We start from the raw sequence: 16,859 nt of genomic DNA on the forward strand, positions 1-16,859 counted from the left end.
GCCATTGCCTTAACTATGCCAAACGGGGCCGAAGCCCCGTAAGTACTCTGGTACCGGTGACTGGATTCGAACCAGTGACATCGCGGGTATGAGCCGCGTGCTCTAACCAGCTGAGCTACACCGGCATGTATGCCAGCTTGAAATGGAGCCCGCGACCAGATTCGAACTGGTGACCTCTTCGTTACCAACGAAGTGCTCTACCGACTGAGCTACACGGGCATGGTGGGGATGATTGGACTCGAACCAATGAACCCAGAGGGAGCGGATTTACAGTCCGCCGCAGTTGCCGCTGTGCCACATCCCCATGCTGTTTTCAAGCTGCTCGCAGCGGGCTTTGTCCCCTGCAAGCGGAAAGTATATTACGACCCGTTAAACCCTCTGTCAACGTGTTCCACCCACCCGGGCGTATCTATCCCACTTTTCCTACACAAATGCAGGTCAGAGCACATGCTTTTTGCGCAGTGGCGTTGCCGCGATAAGAAAAAACGCCAAATCCCGCAAAAGAATTTGGCGTAATAATTTCTGGAGCCAGCTACCGGACTCGAACCGATGACAACCTGTTTACAAGACAGGGGCTCTACCAACTGAGCTAAGCTGGCGCGTTACTGCATCATACCCTCTTGCGTCGCAGCGCGCCACAACGAGTTTGGGGTCATGCTCTTTCCCCCGCTCAAAGGTCAGGCGGACCTCACTCGGTCGGACGGATGAGCGGGCGAGAAGGGCTAGCGCCGTCCCAGGAGCGCGTCGAGCTTAGCGCGCGTCTTGGGGTCGAGGCGGTCCTCGAGGGTGAAGCGCACGTGGTTGCGCTCGTCATTTGCGCGCTCGACGTCCTGCACGATGTCCCCCACGTCTGACACGAGCACGTCGCTCGAGATGCGCGTCACGGGGATGCCGCCGACGGTCGCGCGAATGGTGTTGTCCGACGTGACTACGGTGACGTCGCGGTTCTCGCGGCGGGCATCGCTCACCAGGCGCTCAATCACGGCGTCGGCGGTCTCGCCGGTCTGCGAGAAGATCGTCTTAACGCCAGCCCGCGTCAAGTTGGGACGATCCGGGGAGACGTTGCCTGCGGCGTCGAACACGACGATCGGGGCGTAGCGTCCCTGCGCGTAGGCCGCGACGTCGCCTATAAGCATCTCTCGCGCACGCATGAAGGGGTCGTGCCCATCCGACTCGTCCATCACGCTCGTGTAGCGCGGGGACTTGTAGATTACGTTGTAGCCGTCGACGACGAGCAGGGGAGGTCGTTGCTTTGCCATGGTCTACGCTCCCCCCTGCGCCTCGGTGGACCTGCGAAGCCACTCGTAGCACATGACGGTCGTCGCCTGTGCCACGTTGAGGGACTCGATGGTGCCTCGCTGGGGCAGCTTGCACTCGAAGTCGCACTTCTCGCGCACGAGGCGCGAAATGCCGTTGCCCTCTGAGCCCATCACGAGGCAGAGGCGCCCGCCCATGGGCGCCTGCCAGACGTCCTGCCGGGCATGCTCGGTCGAGCCCGCCACCCAGAAGCCCGCATCCTTGAGCCGGTCGATGGCCGTGGCAAGGTTGGAGACCTGTGCGATGGGAACGTGCAGGACGGCGCCAGCCGAGGTCTTGTAGGCGGCGGTGCCGACGCCAGCGGAGCGCGCCTTCGCGATGACGACGCCGGCCGCGCCGACGACTTCGGCAGAGCGGACGATCGCCCCGAAGTTGCCCTCGTCGGTCACGTGGTCGAGCAGCACGACGAGCGCGTCGCCCTCGCCGGATCTCCTGATGATGTCGGAGAGGTCGGCGTATGCGAACGGGCGCGACTGCACCATGATTCCCTGATGGGCGCCATGCGAGCTCATTGAGTCCAAGCGCGCTTTCGAGACGAACTCGACGGGCACATCGGCCGCCTCGAGACGTCGGACGATGCTCGCCAGGGTCTGGTCCTGGGCCCCCTCGCCCGCGGCGACGAGCGCGCGCCTCAGGGGCACACCCGTCTCGAGGGCCTCGGCGCAGGCACGACGCCCCTCGACCATGTCGGACATGGGCCTCGAGAAGCGCTGTCCATCGGGCCTCGATCCCTTTCGGCCCTGCGGCCCCCTGTCTGCGGCGAACTTGCCCGAGGGCCTAGGCGAGAACTTGCCCTTACCCCCCTTGACCGCACCGCCAGACCTTCCGGCCGGTTTGGCGCCGCGCCCCTTGCCGCCGCGCACGTCGCGACCGGGGGTCCTGCTCTGGTTCTTGCCCATGAGGTCCCTACGCTTTCTCGTTCACGTGCAGACGGGCGCCAGCAGCGGTGTCCTCAAGCACAAGCCCCAGACCGGTGATGCCGTCGCGAATGGCATCGGCGGTGCCCCAGTCCTTGGCAGCACGGGCCTCCTGGCGCGCGGCCAACAGTGCGTCGGCAGCCGCGTTGACGTCGTCGCCGTCGTAGGAGGCGTAGCGCTTGGCTAGGTCGACGAGCTCGGTGGGAAGCTGCTCGCCCTTGCCGACCTTCGAGAAGTCGATGCCCAGCACGTCGCAGAGCTCGACGATCATGTCTGCGGCTCTCAGCGTCGGAGCGGTCGCGACGTCGCCTGCCGCGTCGGCCAGGTACTTGTTGGCGGAGTTCGCCAGCGAGAAGATCGCGGCAAGGCCACCGGAGGTGTTGAAGTCGTCGTCCATCTGCTTTACGAACTCGGCGTGGGCCGCGTCCACCGCGGCGCCCAGGCTGCGGTCGAGCTCGGTGAGCTCGCCGTCCTGCGGGGCGTTCTTGGCGGCCCAGCGCAGGTTCTTGACGCAGGTGCGCAGGTGGTCAAGGGTGCCCACGGCACTCTGGAGCAGGTCGGTCTGGAAGTCGAGGGCAGAGCGGTAGTGGGTCTGCAGCATCAACAGGCGGACGGCGTCAGCCGGGTACTTGTCGAGCGTCTCCTTGAGCGTGAGGAAGTTGCCCAGGGACTTGGACATCTTTTCGCCGTTGACGCGCAGCATGCCCGTGTGCATCCAGGTGTTGGCAAGCGCCGCATCCCACGCGCACATGGCCTGCGCGGTCTCGTTCTCGTGGTGGGGGAAGATGAGGTCCTGGCCGCCGCCGTGGATATCGATGGGCGTGCCCAGGTAGCGGTGAATCATCGCGCAGCACTCGGTGTGCCAGCCAGGACGACCGTCGCCCCAGGGGCTGGGCCAGCTGGGCTCGCCGGGCTTCGCGGCCTTCCACAGCGCAAAGTCGAACGGGTCGCGCTTGTCCTCGTTCACCTCGACGCGCTCGCCCGCGCGAAGCTGGTCGAGCTCGCGTCCGGAGAGGATGCCGTAGTTGTGGTCGGAGCGGACCGAGAAGTACACGTCACCATTGTCGGCGACGTAGGCGTGGTCCTTCTCGATGAGGAGCTGAATCATCTCCTGCATGGCCTCGATCTCGCGCGTCGCGCGCGGGCGGATGTCGGGATCAAGGATACCGAAACGATGCATCTGCTCGATGAAGGCGGCAGAGTACTCCTCCGCGACCTCCGCAGCGGTGCGGCCCTCGTCGTTAGCGCGGTTGATGATCTTGTCGTCGACGTCGGTCAGGTTCTGCGCGAAGGTGACCTGATAGCCCTTGTACGTAAGGTAGCGGCGGATGACGTCGAACGAGAGGAAGGTGCGGGCGTTGCCGATGTGGATCTGGTCGTAGACGGTAGGGCCGCACACGTACATGCGAATCTTGCCCTCTTCGATTGGCTTGAGCTCTTCTTTCCTGTGGTTCTGGCTGTTATAGACGAGCATTGGTTCTCCTCAGTGTCGCGGGCGTTCGCCGCGCTTGTCGTAGTTCGGCATTGTAAATGGTAACGGGGGGGCGGCTGCAGAACGGAGTCTCGGGCCTAGCCTTCGCCGGCCCGCCCGCTACAGTCCGTGTTCAAAAGGACGACGGCCCAGGCGGCGATGCCCTCCTCGCGCCCGACGAAGCCGAGTCGCTCCGTCGTCGTGGCCTTGACCCCTACACTCGAGACGTCGACGCCCATGGCGCGCGCGAGGTTTTCGCGCATCTGCTCGCGATACGGGGCAAGCTTGGGGGCTTGCGCCGCCACGGTGCAATCACAGTCGAGGAGCTTGGCGCCCCTCCGACGAACAACCTCCATCACGCGCCGCAGGAGCACGAGGGAGTCGGCACCCTCATAGGCGGGATCGTCGTCAGGAAAGAGCTGCCCGATATCGCCCTCCTTCAGCGCGCCCAGGATCGCGTCCATAAGAGCATGGGTCAGCACGTCGGCGTCGGAATGGCCCATGAGACCGCGACCCGACGGAACGTCAACGCCGCCCAGGATGCACCTTCTTCCCTCCGCAAACGCATGCACGTCAAAGCCGTGCCCAATGTGCATCACAGGGAATCACCTTCGTTCAAGTCGAGAAGGTCGAGGCCGCAGCCATCGACGGCGAGACGGCTCTGAAGAAGAGCGCGCGCAATGAGAAGGTCCTCGGGAAGCGTCACCTTCAGGTTGTCACGCGGCGTCTCGACGCACACGACGCGCGCGCCGGAGCGCTCAATGAGGGAGGCGTCATCCGTCCCTAAGTACTTGTCGCGCGCGGCCGCCTTGTGGGCCGCCACGATCTGGGCCGTGCGGAACACCTGCGGCGTCTGGGCCGACCAGTAGAAGCTGCGGTCGGGCGTCGCGACGATGCTCGCGTCCTCGACGAGCTTGAGGGTGTCGGTCACGCGGGCGGCGCAGATGGCGCCCCCCGCGCCGGCGTCGTCGCGAACGCACGCGATAGCGCGCTCAACCGAAACCGGCTGGATGAGGGGGCGCGCCGCGTCGTGAATCGCAACCAGGCCAAAGTCCTCGGGAACGGCCGCGAGCCCCGACCTGACGGAATCCTGTCGCGTGGCGCCGCCCTCGGCTATGGTGACCTCGCACCTCAGGCGCAGGCGCGAGATGACATCCTCACGCATCTCTCGCCTGTGATCGGCCGCGCACACAACGACGATGTGGCCGATAGACGGAGAGCGGTCGAGCGCAATGAGCGACCAGCAGGCTAGCGGGAGACCGCAGAGGTCGACGTACTGCTTCCCGCGCGGGTCACCGAAGCGCTCCCCTGACCCGCCCGCCACCACGACGGCGCAGGTGTCTCGACGAGTGCCCGAGACCCCCACGCGCTCCGGGCAGGCTTCCGCGCAGGGACCAAGACCGCTCATGCGCGCTTGCCCCACATGCGGTACAGGCTGTCCGCAAGGATACTGGGGTTCTCGACGCCCACGCGGTCGAGGCGAGCGGGGTTCTGCTCGATGTCATCGAGGAGCTGCTGGAGCGAGCCGTACTCGTCGACGATCTTGTCGGCCATGCCCTTGCGGACGACCGAGACGTTGGAGAGCGTGCGCAGGCCCAGCGAGTGCATGATCGAGTCCTCGTTGTGCTCGTCGAATCCCAGCAGGGCGCCGACGCGCTTCGAGGAGCGCAGCTTGTCGTTGGCGGTCTCGTGAAGCGTCGCGCGGATGGCGAGCGCGTTCTCCTCGGAGGAGTCGTTGGCATAGTCGCGGATGAGCAGCGTGTACACGTCGGACATGTCGCCGATGAACTCCTCGCGCTGCATGGCGATGGTCTTGCCCTTGGTGCCCAACTCAAGAATGAGGTTGTCCAGCTCGTCCGCCGCGGTCATCAGGACCTCGAAGAGATAGATGGTCTCGGTGATGTCGGAGAGCGTGACGTAGTTGTCGAGCTCGAGCGTCGTGAGCCTCAGCAGCGCGCGGTCTAGCTGAGTGCGCGTGCTCTGGAGAGAGACGAGCAGCTGGTTGACCGAGCTCATGATCTCGGACACGGAGCGCAGCGAGTGACCCCTGCCGTCGATGTAGACCGTAACGACCTGCCTGCGCTCGGAGACCGAGATGACCATGGCGTTGGTCAGGAGGCTCATGCGGGCCGCGGTGCGGTGACGCATGCCCGTCTCGGACGTGGGGAGCGAGGGATCCGGGTTCAGGTGGTAGTTGGCACGAAGAATCTGGGTGAGCCCCTTGTCAACTACGATGGCGCCGTCCATCTTGGAAAGCTCGAACAGTCGGTTTGCAGTGAAGGAGATGTCCAGGCAGAAGCCATCGTCACCCGTCGCAAGGACCGCGTCGGTATCGCCGATGCAGATGAGTGCGCCCAGGTGGCCGGCAATAATCATGTCGAGCGCGTGCCTGAGCGAGGTGCCCGGAGCCGTCTGCCTAATGGCGCTGCGCATGCGCTCCTTAAAGTCCTGCACTGGCTCGGAAGCCTCAAACGCCCTCTCGGTGCCTTCCATTTCTCACCTCCATATGAAAGCCGACCCGCAGCGCGGGCCGGCCGGACTGACACTCTAAGTATATGCGCGATGGCTCAGCTTCACGTCTACTCGGCAGAACTCGCGCTATCACCAGGAACCGCCGCGCGAGGTGCAGGGCCCGCCGTCCAGTGGTCGCGGGCGCGCGGGAGCTCCATGTGCACGCGCTCCTCGATGGTCGGGATCTCTCCCTCACCCGGCTTGAACACGATCTTCTCGCCCTCGACGTCCACGGACACGATGTCTCCTGCCTTCCAGTTGCCCATGAGCAGCTCCTCCGAAAGGGGATCCTCGATGAGCGTCTGGATGGCGCGGCGCAGCGGGCGCGCACCGTAGATGGGATCGGTGCCCTCGCGCGCGATGAGGTCACGCGCGGCGTCAGTGAGCTCGATGGACATGCCATTGGCGACCAAGCGGTTGCGCAGGTCGCGGACCATAAGGTCGACGATGCCGCGCAGCTGCTCGGACGTGAGCGACTTGAAGACCACGATCTCGTCCACGCGGTTGAGGAACTCGGGCCGGAACAGGCGCTTGAGCTCGCTCTCGACGCGACTGCGAATCTCCTTGTCGGACAGCCCGCCGTTGCCCTGCGAGCTGAAGCCCATGGGTGCGGTCTGGGCGATATCGCGGGCGCCGATATTGGACGTCATGATGATCACGGTGTTCGAGAAGTCCACGGACCTGCCCTGGCCATCGGTCAGGCGACCCTCGTCCAGAATCTGGAGAAGGACGTTGAACACGTCGGGATGGGCCTTCTCGATCTCGTCGAACAGGACGACGGAGTAGGGACGCCTGCGGACGGCCTTGGTCAGCTCACCGCCCTCGTCGTAGCCCACGTATCCGGGAGGGGCACCAATCAGCTTGGATACCGTGTGCTTCTCCATGAACTCGGACATGTCGAACGAGATGAGCGCGTCCTCGCTGCCGAAGAGGAACTCGGCGAGCGACTTGGCGAGCTCAGTCTTGCCCACGCCAGAGGGCCCCAGGAAGATGAACGAGCCGCCGGGTCGGCGCGGGTCCTTCAGGGGCGAGCGGCTGCGACGGATCGCCTTCGCGACCTTCGTGACGGCCTCGTCCTGGCCCACAACGCGCTGGTGGAGGGCATCCTCGCAGCGCAGGAGCTTGGACGCCTCGGCCTCGGTGAGGTTTGAGACAGGCACGCCCGTGATCTCGCTCACGACGTCGGCGATGTCCCGCTCGTCCACGACGACGACATTCTTGCCCTGCTCCTCGCGCCAGGCCTTCTCGAGCTCGTCACGCCTGGCACTGAGCTCCTTTTCCTTGTCGCGCAGGCGCGCCGCCTCCTCGAACTCCTGGGCGTCGGCGGCCTTGGCCTTCTCGTCGCTCACGTGCGAGAGCTCCTCGTCCACCTGGGCGAGCTCGGGAGGGAGGCTCATCTTGCGGACGCGCGTGCGTGCGCCGGCCTCGTCGATGATGTCGATGGCCTTGTCGGGCAGGAAGCGATCCTGCACGTAGCGGTTGGACAGGCTGACGGCCGAGGCGAGGGCCTCCTCCGTGTAGCGCACGTGGTGGTGCTCCTCGTATGCCTTCTGCAGGCCATGGAGAATCTCGAGCGTGTCCTCGGGCGAGGGCTCGCCGATGAAGACGGGCTGGAAACGCCGCTCGAGGGCCGAGTCCTTCTCGATGTGCTTGCGATACTCATCTGCCGTGGTCGCGCCGATGACCTGGATGTCACCGCGGGACAGGGGCGGCTTCAGGATGGACGCCGCGTCAATCGAGCCCTCCGCGGAGCCGGCGCCGACGATGGTGTGGATCTCGTCGATGAAGAGGATGTCCTCGTCGCTGTCGGTCACCTCTGCGATGACCTTCTTCATGCGCTCCTCGAACTCACCGCGGTACTTGGAGCCGGCAACGAGCGAGGCGATGTCGAGCGTCCAGATCTTCTTGCCGCGCAGGATGTCGGGCACTTCTCCAGAGGAGATCAGCTGAGCGAGCCCCTCGGCGATGGCAGTCTTGCCGACGCCCGGGTCACCCAGGATGAGAGGGTTGTTCTTCTGGCGGCGAGCCAGAACCTGCATCACACGCTCGACCTCGCGGTCGCGGCCGATGACGGGATCGAGCTTGCCATCCGCGGCGAGCTTGGTGAGGTTGCGGCCATACTGCTCGAGCATCGAACCGTCGTCGCTCGAGCTTGCGTGCTGCGAAGCCCCCACGCCCATGAACTGCGGGCCGAAGCCCATGTCAGATGCAGCGTGCGAGGACTCTGTCTGGTCGTTCTCCTCGATGAGGGCATTCACGGCGTTGCGAACGGCGTCGCCCGTTACGCCCATGCGAGAGAGCGTCGTCATGGCACGTCCGTCGCCCTCCGCCACGATGCCCAGAAGCAGGTGCTCGGTGGCGATGTAGGTCTGGCCGTGCGTCATGGTCTCGCGATACGCATCCTCGAGCACGCGCTTGGCGCGCGGCGTGAAGGGGATGTGCCCGCCCGCCGGCGACTCCGCCTCCTCAGTGGAGATCTCTCGGATGGTGGTAACCGTCTCTTCGTACGTGACGTCGAGCTTCTTGAGGGCCTGTGCGGCGATGCCGTCGCCCTCCTTGATGAGGGCGAGAAGCAGATGCTCCGTGCCCACGTACATCTTGCCCAGGCCTCGGGCCTCGTCTTGCGCGAGGCTCATGACCTTACGAGCCTTGTCGGTGAACTTCTCGAACATAAGGGCCTGACGCCTCCATTCCTGATCGTGGTGCCCAACACGGGGGCGGGGCGCACCAATGGTTTGCTCTTGCATGTATACCCAAGCGGCGCATGGGATTTCCTAGGATACTGAGGAAATCTAACTGAACCCCACTCACATATTTACTGCACATGCCGACGCACAAAAAAGCGCCCCGGATTGCTCCGGGGCGCGTCAGGCCTGGCATTAACGCACGCAGCACAATGCGGCGTCGTTACTTTGCGACCCTCTCGTAAAGGTCGATGAACTCGTTCGCGAGAATTCGGAAGCTCTCCGCCTGCATGAGCTGGTCTTCCGAATGGACAAGCAAGAGCGACACGTTCGTGCTTCCCACGCCAGCTGCGTCCTGCTGGAGAAGCCCGAGGTGCACGCCATGGCCCTCGACGAAGATGTCGTTGCCCTCGTCCACCTTTTTGCGGGCCTCGTCGAACTTGCCCTCCTTGGCAAGGCCGATGGCCTCGATGAACATCGACTTCGCCGCGCCAACAGACGCGATGATCTGGAAGCAGGCCTCCTCCATCGGACCCATGTCGTCACCAGAGTTCTGAATGCCGTTCTCTGCCATGAAACTAATCCTCCTACCGGGTTTTACTTGTTGGCGAGCGCCTTGGTGGCCTCTGCGATGATTCCCTTTGCGTTCATGCGGCCGTAGTCTGCCATGGGAATGACGATGACGGGCTTGTCGCCGGCGAAGCTCTCGGCATCCTTCTTGGCATACGAAATCTGGGGTCCAAGCATGAGAATATCGAAGTCGCCAATGGCCTCGAGCGCTTTGTTGAGCGGCTTGGCCTCGATGGTCGCCTCGACGCCCTGGGACGCTGCCTCTTTGCGCATCTTCTGGACGAGGAGGCTGGTAGACATACCGGCGTTGCAGGCGAGCAGGATGTTCATGGTAGGAAATCCTTTCACGAGAGAATACGTAGTTCTTATCGTAGCGGGAAGCTACGGGGAGCGGGTGGCCTTTTGGCCGGCCACCCGCCAAGGGGGCATGTGTTCTTGCCTACATGGGGGCTCGAATGCCTAGGCAGCGTTTGCCTCGAGCTCCAGCTGCTTCTGGACGGCACGCTCAGAGACCTTCATGAAGGGCAGGTAGATTGCCATGGCGCCGGCGATCTCGATGACCTGCCAGACGGCCGCACGCCAGTCGCCACCAGTGGCGAGAAGGGCGCTGATGACGGGAGGGGTGGTCCAGGGAGCCTGGACGACGCAGGGGGCAATGACGCCAGCGCAGGTGAGACCATAGGTCGCTGCAATGAGCAGGTCGGGGATGAGAACGAAGGGAATCATGAGGGGCAGGTTGAAGACGATGGGGTAGCCATAGATGACCGGCTCGTTGATGTTGAAGAGGCCGGGCAGGATGGAAAGCTTCGCAACCTCCTTGGAGCCCTTGTTCCTGGAGAACAGGAAGGTGTCGAGCAAAAGCGCAAAGGTGCAGCCAGAACCGCCGATCAGTGCGAAGGAGTTGACGATCTGCATGTTCATGTAGTGGTCCGCGGGGATGGGCTGACCAGCAGCGAAGGTGGCCATGTTGTCGATGATGAGCATCGTAAGAATGGGCTCAGCAAGGACGCCGGAGATCGTGGACTGGTGGATGCCAAGGCAGAACAGAAGGTTGGCGAGCGTGTAAATGACGATGACGGCCCAGGGGCCAGCGTTCATGATGCCCTTGAGAGGAGCAGCGATGCCGGTCGCGATCAGGGTCAGCAGGTCGGTGCCAAAGCCGGCGAGCACGGCAGCAACGAGAGCAAACAGCGAAAGGGTCAGGAGCATCGGGATCATGACGTTGAAGGAGTCGGCAACCGCGGGAGGCACGCCCTCGCCCAGGTTGACCTTCAGCTTCTCGAGGCCCGAAAGCTTGATAAAGACCGTGGCGGCAAGAAGGCCGATGATGATGGCACCGAAGAGGCCGTTGGCGCCAGTGTTGCTCGTGGCGAAGGCGCCGGTGACATCGACGCCGGAAAGGGCGTAGCCGTCGGCCATGCCAAGGGCGCCGGAGAAGCTGTCGACCGCATAGCTCAGCGTAGCCGCAGTCTTGTCAGCGGCGTTCGTCGCATAGACCGCGCTACCCAGCGTGGCGACGATGGTCTGGGGCATCATGATAACGAATGCAGAGATGCCGACGACAACACAGGAGATGGCGTTCTCGAAGTGCTTGTTCACGGCGAAGCAGTAGCCCAACACGCCAGCAAGGATAACTGCCGCGAAGTTGAGCGTGCCCAGGGTCACTGCGCTGCCCCAGACCTGCGCCGCGCTCAGCGAGTCACCGGAGAGGAACAGGGGGAAGAGGACCTGGCTGACGAACACAGCAATACCCGCAAGGATGTAGAGGGGCATCACCGTTGCGAACGCGTCACGGAGCGTCCTTAGGTGAATCTGGTTGCCAATCCTGGCCGAGACTTCGGCGAACTTATCAAGAAACGCCTGTCCCTTACTTTCTTCTGCCATACATAACTCCTTTCCCGAGCGTCTAAGGCAGATTTCAACCGAAACGTCGCAGTCTCTTATGCGACCTCGTGAGTAGTGGCGACCTGACGGAGCCATTCGGCGGACTTCTTGAGGTGGCGGCTGTAGCCATCCATGAGGTCAACCTCAACGAAGCCATACCTGTTCTTAAAGGCGTTGTTCCAGGACCAGTTGTCGATGACGGCCCAGTAGTGGTACCCGCGGCACTTTGCGCCATCCTCGATGGCCTTTGCGATCCACTTCAGGTGCTGGCCCACGAAGTCAATGCGATAGTCGTCCTGAATGGTGCCGTTCTCGTCCTTGGAGGCATCCTCGCCCTCGATGCCAATGCCATTCTCGGAGACATACCACTCGAGGTCGGGGTAGTCGTGCTTCATGGTCATCGCGAAATCGTAGATGCCCTTGGGATAGATCTCCCAGCCGCGAGACTCGTTCATGACGGCGTCGGGCCACACGTACTCCTGCGCAAAGACCGGGTTGCCGAACTCGTCCTCAGACTTCTCGGGTGCCTGGACGCGAGCCGGGTGATAGTAGTTGAATCCCAGCCAGTCGACGACACCCTGCGCGAGAATCTGCTCGTCGCCCGGACGGACGGGAAGGTCAATGCCACGCGCAGAGAGGGTGTCGATAACGTCCTGGGGCAGAGAGCCCTTGGTCACGAGGTCGAGCCACCAGCGATTGTCCACGCCATCGGTCATGCGCACGGCCTCGAGGTCGGCCTCGCTCGGATTCTCCTTGGTGTAAGGCGGGGTAAAGCAGTTGATGAGGCCAATCTTGGCATCGGAGCGAATCGTTCCGTCGGCCTTGAGCTCGCGGAAGGCCTCGACGCCCAGGGAGTGGGCAAGCGAGATGCCGTACTGGATGCGGCAGGCCTGGGCAAAGTCGCGGTGGAAGGGGTACCAGCCACCGTTGGTGTAGCGGTTCTGGGGCTCGACGACAGGCTCGTTGAAAGTGAACCAATATTTGATCTCCTGGCCGAACTCACCAAAGGCCGTACGCGCGAAGTTGGCATACGCCTCGATGACCTCGCGGCTCTCCCAGCCGCCACGGCGGAAGAGGTACGTAGGCATGTCAAAGTGGTAGAGATTCACGAAGGTCTCGAGACCGGCCTCATGGGCATCGGCGAAGAGATCGTGATAGTACTTGGCGCCCTCGGGGTTCAGGAGACCGTCTTCGTCCATCAGACGGGACCACTGGATAGACGTGCGCCACGTGGTAAGGCCCAGACTCTTGAGAAGGGCGAAGTCCTCGTTGTGCCGGTTGGTGAAATCGTTACCCGCATAGGAGCCCACACGGTTAAAGAAGTCCTCGATCTTCTCGTTGGACCAGGTGTCCCAAAGGCTGTCAATCTTTCCAAAGCGACGCCACGCACCCTCGGTCTGGGGACCAGACATGGCGGCGCCAAAGAAGAAGTCCTTGGGAAGCTTGCTCGTCTGCAACACGTTCTCCTCTCGCTGCCTTTTTACACGTCCATATAATTGAGAACTATTTGACATGTCTTTTCTTATGTGTCTCTATGTTGTTTGGTACTTTTACGCATTAGCTATGGGAAGTCAAGGGCTATTTATTTTTAATCGCCAAGCGATATTGATAATGTTCCCTAACGGGGTTATTGGTAAGATACGGATGATAGAAAGTGAGGCGATATGCTCAAGTACGAGTCAGTTGCAAGCGACATCCGAGACAAGATTGCCTCTGGTGCCTACGCGCCCAACGACCAGCTGCCAACGACTCCGGAACTCTGTGACCAGTACCGGGTCAGCAAGATAACCATCAAGAAGGCCATGGACGAGCTGTCCCAGCAGGGCCTCGTGGCACGTCGCCGCGGTTCGGGCACGTACGTCAAGCGCGTCACGACCCCCGAGGCCAAGTCGCCCACCGGATGGGACATGTCTTCTCAGATGACCGGCTTCTGCGCCGACCACAAGGGACACAAGGTCACCTCTGAGGTGCATGACTTTTCGGTCGTGCGCCCGACGGTCGAAATAGCATCTCTTCTGGGAGTCGAGAGTGACGAGTTTGCCTATCACGTATGCCGCACACGCCTGGTTGACGGCATCCCGCACGTAATCGAGTACACCTACATGCCGATCAAGCTCATTCCCGACCTGCGCGAGCGCAACGTCGAAAGCACCATCTACGGCTACCTCGAGGATGAGCTGGGCCTGAAGATCGGAAGCGCCCACCGCATCATCAAGGCAGTCCTCCCCACCCCCGACGAGGTCGAGTGGCTCGACATCGAACCGACGCAGCCGCTGCTCGAGGTCAAGCAGGTGGGATTCCTGGATGACGGCGTTCCCTTCGAGTACTCGATCGCGCGCCACTGCCGCGGCTACGAGTTCTACTCCATTTCGACCCACTAGCCAATGCGGGAGACGACGATCCGGACGCCAGGCAACGGCAAGCAAAGCCCACAATACGCAAAAAGCAGGCGAGAAGGACGTGTTCCCTTCTCGCCTGCTTCTGTTTGTGAGTGCGCCTCTTGGAGCGAGGCCCCTTACTCGGCGCTCTGCCCGGACTGATCCTTGACGTAGATGTCGCCAACCGGCGCGATTGCCTTCATGGCCTCGAGCACACTGGCCATCATGTCGTCGAGCTCCATCTCGTTGAGCTCGGCGCCGTGGCGGATGACGTCACGGTCGCAGCCGGCAGCGAAGCGCTTGTCCTTGAACTTCTTCTTGAGGGACTTGAGCGGCATGTCGGTGACGGAGCCGGAAGGACGCATGCGGGCGGCTGCCTGGATCAGGCCGGAGAGCTCGTCGCAGGCGTAGAGGACCTTCTCCATCTTGTGCTCGGGAGCGGGAAGCTCCTCATTGAGGTCGTAGTTGTGCGTCTGGATGGAGTGGGCCAGGCGAGGGTCGGCCCCAGCCCCCTCAAGCAGCTCAGCCGTCTTGACGGTATGAGTCTGATCATCCTGCCACTTCTCCCAATCGAGGTCGTGGAGCAGGCCGACCTGACCCCAGAACTCGACGTTCTCGGGATCGTATTGCTCGGCGAAGTGACGCATGAGGCCCTCGAGGGTCTCGCCGTGGCTCACATGGAAGGGATCCTCGTTGTACTTCTTGAGCAGCTCGAACGCCTGGCCGCGCGTGAGGCCGGTCTCAAGCTTGGGAGCTTCCTGCTTGCCCATCTTGGCAACCTCTGCGGAAGCGCCGGTCTCGGAGTCGGAGTAGAGCGTGTCGACATCTGCCGAGGCGTTGTCGGTCTTCGCGCCAGCCACCTGAGCCTGGATGTCAGCCTTGGTGACGACCTCGGGCTTCATCTGGGGGAACAGGAGGACATCGCGGATGGACGCGGAGTCGGTGAACAGCATGGCCATGCGGTCGATGCCGTAGCCGATGCCACCCGCAGGCGGCATGCCGTACTCGAGTGCGCGGACGTAGTCGTAGTCGTAGCCCATGGCCTCGTCGTCACCGAAGCCCTTGGCAGCAACCTGCTCGGCAAAGCGCCCGGCCTGGTCGACAGGATCGTTGAGCTCAGAGAACGCATTAGCGTACTCGTGGCCGGCGATAACGAGCTCGAAGCGGTCGGTAATGCGGGGGTCATCGTCCTTGCGCTTGGCAAGCGGGCTGACCTCCTCGGGGTAGTCACACACGAAGGTCGGATTGATGAGGGTTTCCTCGCCCAGCTCGTCGTAGAGCTCGAACAGGAGCTTGCCGGCACCCCAGTTCTCCTGCCACTCGATGCCGTGGGCGGCGTTGACCTCGCGAAGGTGCTCGATCGGAGTGTCGATGGAAAGCTCTTCTCCGCAGACCTCGGAGGCAATCTCGGCGACGGTCGCAGAGCGCCAGGTTCCGGAGAGGTCGATCTGCTGGCCCTGGTACGTGATGACCTCGTGGCCCTCCTCGCAGCCGCAGACCTCACGGGCGATGATCTTGAAAAGGCCCATGGTCAGGTCCTTCATGCCCTGCAGATCAGAGTAGGCACAGTAGGCCTCCATCGAGGTGAACTCGGGATTGTGCGTGAGGTCCATGCCCTCGTTGCGGAAGATGCGGCCGATCTCGAAGACGCGCTCCATGCCGCCGACGATGAGGCGCTTGAGCGGGAGCTCGGTTGCGATGCGCATGAAGTAGTCGCGATCGAGCGCGTTGAAGTGCGTGACGAAGGGCTTGGCGTTGGCGCCGCCGAGAATCGCGTGCATCATGGGGGTCTCGACCTCGATGTAGCCGTCGCCCTCCATGTAGCGACGGATCAGCGAGACCATGCGGCTGCGCTTGCGCATGGTGTCACGAACGTCGGGGTTCATGATGAGGTCGACGTAGCGCTGACGGTAGCGGACCTCACGGTCGGTCAGGCCGTGGAACTTCTCGGGCAGGGGACGCACGGACTTGGAGAGCAGCACGATCTGCGTGGGCGAGATGGAGAGCTCGCCACGCTTGGTGCGAATGACGGTGCCCTTGGCCTGGATGATGTCGCCCAGGTCGAGCTGGCCCAGAAGCTCCCAGGCACCCTCGCCCAGGGTGTTCGCACGGCAGAAGAGCTGAATCTCGCCAGAGACGTCCTCCAGGACGATGAAGCGAATCTTGCCCTGCTTGCGGTAGGCTCGGATACGACCCGCGAGGGAGTACTCGTCCTCGGTCACGCCGCCGTCCTCAAGGTCAGCGTACTTCTCTGCGAGCTCAGCGGCATGAGCGGTAATCTCGCTCTTGATGGGGTACGGGTTAATACCAGCGTCGATCAGGGCCTGGCGCTTGGCGCGGCGGACTGCCCTCTCGTCATTAATGTTGGTCTCGGGGGCTGTGCTCTGGTCGGCCATTCCAACTCCTGTTCTCGCGGCTGGGCGCCTGTCGGTCCAGACGTTTGGTCCAATGATGCTCTTGGCTAGTTTTATTCAATAGTACTGTAGCCGTTCGCGACGGGATTCCGCGCGTTACCACGGAATGTGCGCACCCGTGACCCCAAGCGGAAACGACTAGTCGCCACGCACGGCCGAAACAAAAACGGGCCCCGCCTGAACGGGACCCGCCGCGTGCGAATGGTTGCGAGACTAGCGCGTGATGTTCCTGATGGTGAACTCGCGCGTCTTGCCGGTCGGCGTCTCGTAGGAGACGGTGTCGCCGGCGACGTGGCCGATGAGCGCAGCACCCAGGGGCGACTCGTTGGAGATGCGGTGGTTAATCGAGTCAGTCTCGGTGGTGCCGACGATGGTCACCTTGGAGACGCCCTTGGCATCCTCGATCTCGACGGTGGTGCCGATGGAGACGGAGATCTGGGCATCGTCGTCGTGCTCGATGACCTTGGCGGTCGCGAGGATATGACGGATCTCGTTCACGCGAGACTCGTTCTGGGACTGCTCCTCCTTCGCGGCGTCGTACTCGGCGTTCTCGGAGAGGTCGCCGAAGCCGCGAGCCTCCTTGATGCGCTCGACGATCTCGTCGTGCTTCTCGCCCTCGCGATAGGCGAGCTCGTCAACGAGCTTCTGACGTCCCTCGGGGGTAAGGATGATTTCCTTGGCTGCCATATGCGTACTTTCTACTTGGTGACTTC

At 62.8% G+C, this 16,859-nt stretch carries 14 protein-coding genes and 4 tRNA genes; 1 reads left to right on the plus strand and 17 read right to left on the minus strand.

From position 1 onward, the window contains the following. Positions 1–48: 48 nt before the first annotated feature. The 15 genes from BMY31_RS05475 to BMY31_RS05545 all read right to left on the minus strand — a co-directional run bounded on the left by BMY31_RS05475 (position 49) and on the right by BMY31_RS05545 (position 12,814). A tRNA-Met gene (locus tag BMY31_RS05475) sits at positions 49–125 on the minus strand. 18 nt (positions 126–143) lie between these two features. Beyond that, positions 144–219, minus strand: a tRNA-Thr gene (locus BMY31_RS05480). Between the two features lies 1 nt (position 220). Next, positions 221–304 (minus strand) — tRNA-Tyr (locus tag BMY31_RS05485). 219 nt (positions 305–523) lie between these two features. Next, positions 524–599: transfer RNA gene (locus BMY31_RS05490), tRNA-Thr, on the minus strand. Between the two features lie 123 nt (positions 600–722). Further along, positions 723–1,259, minus strand: a complete 537-nt coding sequence (locus BMY31_RS05495; protein ID WP_091008979.1) for an NYN domain-containing protein — start codon at positions 1,257–1,259, stop codon at positions 723–725. 3 nt (positions 1,260–1,262) lie between these two features. After that, the gene (gene rlmB / locus BMY31_RS05500; RefSeq protein WP_091008982.1) at positions 1,263–2,216 is read right to left on the minus strand and encodes a 23S rRNA (guanosine(2251)-2'-O)-methyltransferase RlmB; all 954 of its coding nucleotides are present in this window, start codon (positions 2,214–2,216) and stop codon (positions 1,263–1,265) included. A 7-nt stretch (positions 2,217–2,223) separates the two neighbouring features. Then, the gene (cysS, locus tag BMY31_RS05505) at positions 2,224–3,708 is read right to left on the minus strand and encodes a cysteine--tRNA ligase (protein WP_078687430.1); all 1,485 of its coding nucleotides are present in this window, start codon (positions 3,706–3,708) and stop codon (positions 2,224–2,226) included. 95 nt (positions 3,709–3,803) lie between these two features. Then, positions 3,804–4,304: a 2-C-methyl-D-erythritol 2,4-cyclodiphosphate synthase gene (gene ispF / locus BMY31_RS05510; protein ID WP_091008985.1), complete on the minus strand. Its 501-nt coding sequence runs from the start codon at positions 4,302–4,304 to the stop codon at positions 3,804–3,806. Beyond that, on the minus strand, positions 4,301–5,113 hold the full coding sequence (ispD, locus tag BMY31_RS05515; protein WP_091008988.1) for a 2-C-methyl-D-erythritol 4-phosphate cytidylyltransferase: 813 nt from the start codon (positions 5,111–5,113) through the stop codon (positions 4,301–4,303). Before ispD ends, ispF begins: the two co-directional genes overlap by 4 nt. Beyond that, positions 5,110–6,198, minus strand: a complete 1,089-nt coding sequence (gene disA / locus BMY31_RS05520; RefSeq protein WP_078687427.1) for a DNA integrity scanning diadenylate cyclase DisA — start codon at positions 6,196–6,198, stop codon at positions 5,110–5,112. The genes ispD and disA overlap by 4 nt, the downstream gene beginning before the upstream one ends. A gap of 86 nt (positions 6,199–6,284) precedes the next feature. Further along, complete coding sequence (locus tag BMY31_RS05525; protein ID WP_078687426.1) at positions 6,285–8,888, minus strand: ATP-dependent Clp protease ATP-binding subunit; 2,604 nt, start codon at positions 8,886–8,888, stop codon at positions 6,285–6,287. Positions 8,889–9,123: 235 nt separating this feature from the next. Beyond that, positions 9,124–9,474 carry a PTS lactose/cellobiose transporter subunit IIA gene (locus BMY31_RS05530; RefSeq protein WP_200802618.1) on the minus strand — a complete coding sequence of 117 codons (351 nt, stop codon included), beginning with the start codon at positions 9,472–9,474 and terminating at the stop codon, positions 9,124–9,126. Positions 9,475–9,497: 23 nt separating this feature from the next. Next, positions 9,498–9,800 (minus strand): PTS sugar transporter subunit IIB, encoded by a 303-nt coding sequence (locus tag BMY31_RS05535; protein ID WP_078687425.1) that lies wholly within the window; start codon positions 9,798–9,800, stop codon positions 9,498–9,500. Positions 9,801–9,929: 129 nt separating this feature from the next. Beyond that, entirely contained in the window at positions 9,930–11,354 is a 1,425-nt protein-coding gene (locus BMY31_RS05540; RefSeq protein WP_078687424.1) for a PTS sugar transporter subunit IIC, read from the minus strand. Positions 11,355–11,410: 56 nt separating this feature from the next. Beyond that, on the minus strand, positions 11,411–12,814 hold the full coding sequence (locus BMY31_RS05545) for a glycoside hydrolase family 1 protein (RefSeq protein ID WP_234970741.1): 1,404 nt from the start codon (positions 12,812–12,814) through the stop codon (positions 11,411–11,413). 204 nt (positions 12,815–13,018) lie between these two features. Between BMY31_RS05545 and BMY31_RS05550 the strand changes: the two genes are divergently transcribed. Beyond that, positions 13,019–13,735: a GntR family transcriptional regulator gene (locus BMY31_RS05550; RefSeq protein ID WP_078687422.1), complete on the plus strand. Its 717-nt coding sequence runs from the start codon at positions 13,019–13,021 to the stop codon at positions 13,733–13,735. Between the two features lie 134 nt (positions 13,736–13,869). Here the strand turns inward: BMY31_RS05550 and lysS are convergent, their stop codons facing one another. Further along, positions 13,870–16,128 carry a lysine--tRNA ligase gene (gene lysS, locus BMY31_RS05555; protein ID WP_091008991.1) on the minus strand — a complete coding sequence of 753 codons (2,259 nt, stop codon included), beginning with the start codon at positions 16,126–16,128 and terminating at the stop codon, positions 13,870–13,872. A gap of 231 nt (positions 16,129–16,359) precedes the next feature. Beyond that, a complete protein-coding gene (greA, locus tag BMY31_RS05560) occupies positions 16,360–16,833 on the minus strand; it encodes a transcription elongation factor GreA (protein WP_078687420.1) in 474 nt (157 codons plus the stop codon). Positions 16,834–16,859: the final 26 nt, after the last annotated feature.

Origin of the sequence: Parafannyhessea umbonata (assembly GCF_900111255.1) — a bacterium.
GTDB lineage: Bacteria > Actinomycetota > Coriobacteriia > Coriobacteriales > Atopobiaceae > Olsenella_J > Olsenella_J umbonata_A.